Source organism: Streptococcus sp. 2106, from assembly GCF_013277315.1.
GTDB lineage: Bacteria > Bacillota > Bacilli > Lactobacillales > Streptococcaceae > Streptococcus > Streptococcus pseudopneumoniae.
In genome coordinates this window covers 21842-27129 of record NZ_VMMS01000055.1, presented here as the reverse complement: position 1 = coordinate 27129, position 5288 = coordinate 21842, and the positions used below count along the sequence as shown (strand labels likewise).

The window sequence follows — 5288 nt, the reverse complement described above, 5'->3', positions numbered from 1 at the left end:
GATTTTAGTCCAGTATAAGATTTCGTCTATGATGGATCGAGTTCTGCTTATAGTCTCAGCAGTTGTTTCTGTCTCTGAAGAAAAGAGAGTCGGAGAAAAATAACAACGCATCTTGGAATCTTTCACTACCTGATAAATCTGCTCAATATTCACACCATTGGGATTATACATATCATTAAAGGTTGTTGTTCCTGACTGGAGCATCTCTGTCAGAGCTTCTTTGACCGCCTTAGTAGTCATGTCGGGAGTAAACTCAGCTTCTGCTGGCCAGATATAGTCATTGAGCCATTCATGGAGATTGCTATCATCCCGAATTCCTCTCAAACCTGTCATAGCAGAATGGGTGTGGCAATTGACCACCCCAGGCATAATCCAAGCTCCCTGATAGTCTATAATCTGCTCAGCTTGCTCTAAAAACGCTGGCTTATCTTGACCGACATAGACGATTTGAGAATCCTTGACTGCTAAGATTCCATCAAGATAAACATGGAAATCTTGATCACAAGTCACGATATTTACATTCTGAAAGACTTTCATTATAGGCTCCTTTTCTAAAAGACAAGTTATACTCTCTTCAAACTACTTCAGATTCACTTTGCCGTAGGTGTGGTTACTGACNNAACCTGCGGCTAGCTTCCTAGTTTGCTCTTTGATTTTCATTGAGTATTACAGTGAACAATTTTTCTAGCTATTGTAACAAAAAAGTCACCCGAAGGCAACTTTTTTCGTCCATAAACTTTCAAAAGAGAATGGCTTATTCAGAGCTAAAAGTGGCAACTTGCTGCATTTGGTAATACTTGCCCTTTCGAGCCATGAGTTTCTGATGGTTCCCATACTCAACAATATCACCATCCACTAAGACTAGAATCATATCCGCATCCTGAATGGTTGACAAGCGGTGGGCAATGATAAAGCTTGTGCGCCCCTTCATGAGTTTAGCAAATGCATCCTGTACCAGCACTTCTGTCCGCGTATCGATGGATGAAGTTGCTTCGTCTAAGATAAGAATCTTTGGAATAGCCAAAAAGACTCGCGCTATAGTCAAGAGCTGGGTCTGACCGACAGAGAGAGATTCTCCTGCATTTTCTAACTTGGTATCGTATCCCTGTGGCAACTGTTGGATGAAAAAATCTGCATTGGCTGCTTTGGCAGCAGCAATCACCTGCTCCCGACTGGCTTCAGGATTTCCAAAAGCAATATTGTCATGAATGGTTCCTTGCTTGAGCCAGGTTTCTTGGAGCACCATGCCAAACTGCTGTCTCAATGATACTAGGGTATAATCATAAATGGATTGCCCATCCAGCAAGATATCTCCTGAGTTAATAGGATAGAAACGCATAAGAAGATTGATAAGGGTTGATTTTCCTGCACCTGTCGGACCAACGATGGCTACCTTGCTACCAGCTGGAATATCAATAGATAAATCCTTAATCAAAATCTTTTCAGGATGGTAACCAAAAGAGACATGTTTAAAGGAAATAGCTCCCTTAACTTGGTCACTGGTCAAGACTTCCTTGCCTGTTTCAGCAACCTCAGGACTTTCTAAGACAGCATAGACGCGCTCTGCGCAAGCCAGAGCACTTTGCAACTCAGCTAGCACTGAAGAAATATCGTTAAAGGGCTTGGTATACTGTTGGACATAGTTCAAAAAAGTCACTAAACGCCCAATGGTCAAGGTTGACCCCATCATGATACGATAAGCTCCTACTCCAGCTAGAATCGCATAAATGAGCGCATTGACAAAGCGAGTCGAAGGATTGACCGTTGAAGAATAAAAGATGGCCGACTGCGAATAGCCTGCGTAGTTGTCATTAGCCTCACACAGTCTTTTGATAAACTCTACCTGAGCATTAAAAGATTGAATAATAGTCTGCTGGCTAAGCGATTCTTCAATCAACTGAGTCTGAATTCCCCTTGTCTCTGTTTGCTTCTGGAAGAGATGATAGGAGCGTTTGGCAATAAAGCGTGAAACCACCATGGAAAGTGGCGTCAATAGCAAGACTAAGAGAGTCATGAGGAGGTGAATTTGCAGCATGGCTAGAATGCTAACCAAAATCATCAAGACACCAATGAAAAATTGGTTAAAAATCATGGTCAAGCCAGCTGCCAACTGTTCGATGTCCGTGGTTACCCGACTGACCATCTCTCCACTTCCTTGCCGCTCCACAAAAGCAATCGGTAAACGATGGAGCTTATAGATGATTCGCTCTCGCAAGTCTCTGGTATAAGAGAAGATTAGACGATTATAGAGAAGAGGATTGACCCACTGCACAAGGGTATTTCCTATGACCACCAAGATCATCTGGAGAAAAATCTGCCAAAAAACTAGTGAAGAACCAGCCACTAGGACTTGGTCGATGACCTGCCCAATCAAGATAGGTAGGTAAATCGATAAGCCAACTTGGGCAATAGTTCCTAGAAGGGCTAGGAAAAGGAGGAAAGGATGACTTGCTAAATCTTTGGCCAAACGTGTGAGTGTTTGATTTGCAGTTTGTCGTCTCATGCTAGTCCTCCTTTCCATGTTGGGATGCATTGATTTCGCGATAGACTTGACTGGATTTCATCAAGTCCTCGTGCTTGCCGATAGCTAGGAGCTCTCCTTTTTCTAAGAGTAGAATCTGGTCAGCCATCTGTAAAGTCAATGTTCTTTGAGAAATCAAGATTAAGCTCGTGTTAGGCAGATTTTCTCGAATAGCTTTCAAGAGCTTAGACTCGGTAATGATGTCCAGTGCTGAGGTCGCATCATCTAGGATGAGAAATGGAACTTGGCGCAAGACTGCACGTGCGATAGACAGCCTTTGTTTTTGTCCACCTGAAAAATTTCGACCACCTGCCTCAACAGTGGCATCCAAGAGTCCTTCCTTATCACTGACAAAATCCTTGGCTTGCGCGATTTCCAAGGCTTGCCAGAGTTCTTGATCAGTCACTTCTTGATGTAAACCCAAAGTTAAGTTGGAACGAATAGTTCCCTTAAAGAGTTCGATCTTTTGGGGCACATAGGCAATCCAAGACCGCCACTGTTCAAGATTGAGAGGACTAGTTCCATCTCGATAAAGGTCTATGCTCCCCTTGTCTGCTGGATAAAGTCCAAGGATGACTTGCACCAAGCTTGATTTACCAGAACCCGTCCCTCCGATGATACCAAGGATTTGCCCTTGCTTCATATCAAAGGAAATGTCTCTCAGAGAAGGCTGGGCCGCATCAGGATAGGTAAAGGTCAGTTCTTGAACTTGTAAAACCTGATCACTGGTAGCTTGCTTTTGTTCTAGCTCTAAGTGAATATCTTCTGGAGCCTCAGCAAAGACTTCCTCAATTCGCTTAGCTGAGATGTAGGACTGGTTGAGGGAATTAATCAGCATGGCTAGCTTGACCAGTTCCACCAAAATCTGTAGGAGATAGTTAATAAGGGCAATGAGAGCACCTTGACTGAGCAAGCCTCCTTGAATTGAAATATAGCCTTGCCAGATAATAACGAGAAGAGTTCCATTGACAATCAGATAGGTCAGAGGTGTTAATAAACTAGACCAGAAACCTGTCTTTTCTTGTAATCTAGCATAAACTTGGTTAAGGGTTTGAAAAATCTGTAACTCTCGTTTTTCTTGACCAAAAGCACGAATAACCCGCATCCCTTGCAATTGCTGGCGCGTTTCCTGAACCAGTTGGTCCGTTTTCTTTCTGAGACTACTGTAGAGAGGATTGACCAATCGAGATAACCCTACAATGACAATGGTCAAAATGGCAACCATGACTAAGAACCAGAAAGTCAACTCAGCCGAGATGCGATAAGCCATAAAAATGGCACCAAAAACGATAATGGGCGCTCGCAAAAAGAGACGCAGGAATTGATTGATACCAGTCTGAATCTGGTAGGTATCCGAAGTCAAGCGAGTGACCAAACTAGAAGTTGTCAGACGGTCTCTGCTGTCCTTGGACAAGGAAAGAATATGACGATAAAGATCGTTTGTCAATTCCTTAGCAAAGCCTACTGCTGCCTTTGCTGAGTAAAATTGAGCTATCAAGGCCACTAAAACGCCAATTACTGCAAAGATAAGGAGCAGGCCAATCTGCATCCAGAGATGACCTTGATCTCCCTGAGGTAAAGATTGGTCAACAATCCCAGCAATCACCATGGGAACCAAGAGCTCAAAAACAGCTTCTAACAGCTTGAACAAGGGGGCTAAAATTGATTCCTTGATGTAGGGTTTGAAGTAAGATAATAGGTGTTTCATAAATCCCTTCTATTCATATTCTAGAAATGAAGAAAGTGGGAAGCCCCACTCTCTGTTTTATTTGTTTAAGTAAGGCAATAGATAGCCATATCCTGCTTTTTCCATCTCATCCTTGGCCACAAAGCGTAAAGAAGCAGAATTGATACAGTAACGGAGGCCGCCTAACTCCCGCGGTCCATCTGTGAAAACATGACCCAAGTGAGCACTGCCTGAACGAGAACGAACTTCAATTCGCTCCATTCCATGGCTCAGATCCTTGTAATAATGAATCAACTCTTTGGAAATCGGACGGCTAAAACTTGGCCAACCACAACCTGAAGCAAACTTATCCTTGGCAAAAAAGAGTGGCTCACCTGTCGTAATATCTACATAAATCCCCTCTTCAAAGGTTTGGTCATAGGCATTGGTAAATGGAGCCTCTGTAGCAGCTTCTTGTGTGACACGATAAGACTCTTCAGATAGACTGGCCTTCAACACCTCTTGACTAGGCTTTTCATAGTTTGCTGCATCAATCAATGGCTTATCAGCATCGGTCACATCGATATGACAGTAACCTGAAGGATTCTTCCTGAGATAATCTTGGTGGTAGTCTTCAGCCAGAATGTAGTGGCGTAATTGCTCCACTTCTACTGCAATCTTTCGACCCAGCATGCGTTCCTGCTCCTGTACCACTGTGTAGATAGCTGGCAAATCTGCTTCATCCTGATAATAAATCCCAGTTCGATATTGGCGACCACGGTCATTCCCTTGTTGATTGATAGATAGAGGATCGATAACTCGGAAATAATAAAGTAAAATCTCTCTGAGTGACACTTCCTTCTCATCGTAAATCACTTGGACCGTTTCTGCATGGTCTGTTTCCTTGATCAACTGGTAATTGGTCGTTTCGACTTGACCATTAGCGTAGCCAACACTGGTTTCTAGCACTCCAGAAATGCGTGAAAAATATTCCTCTAGGCCCCAAAAACAACCACCTGCTAGATAAATTTCTGCCATCTTTATTTCTCCTTTATCACGTTTTTAACTAATACTCTTCGAAAATCTCTTCAAACCACGTCA

At 43.0% G+C, this 5288-nt stretch carries 4 protein-coding genes; all 4 read right to left on the bottom strand.

Features of this window, described 5'->3' with window-relative positions; genetic code table 11:
- Positions 1–537 (bottom strand): amidohydrolase family protein (locus HT723_RS06715; RefSeq protein WP_172934885.1); only part of this gene is annotated, 537 nt, incomplete at its 3' end.
- A 217-nt stretch (positions 538–754) separates the two neighbouring features.
- Entirely contained in the window at positions 755–2503 is a 1749-nt protein-coding gene (locus tag HT723_RS06710; protein ID WP_172934884.1) for an ABC transporter ATP-binding protein, read from the bottom strand.
- Between the two features lies 1 nt (position 2504).
- Positions 2505–4229 (bottom strand): ABC transporter ATP-binding protein, encoded by a 1725-nt coding sequence (locus HT723_RS06705; protein ID WP_172934883.1) that lies wholly within the window; start codon positions 4227–4229, stop codon positions 2505–2507.
- A 57-nt stretch (positions 4230–4286) separates the two neighbouring features.
- Complete coding sequence (msrB, locus tag HT723_RS06700) at positions 4287–5225, bottom strand: peptide-methionine (R)-S-oxide reductase MsrB (RefSeq protein ID WP_000818203.1); 939 nt, start codon at positions 5223–5225, stop codon at positions 4287–4289.
- Positions 5226–5288 lie beyond the last annotated feature (63 nt).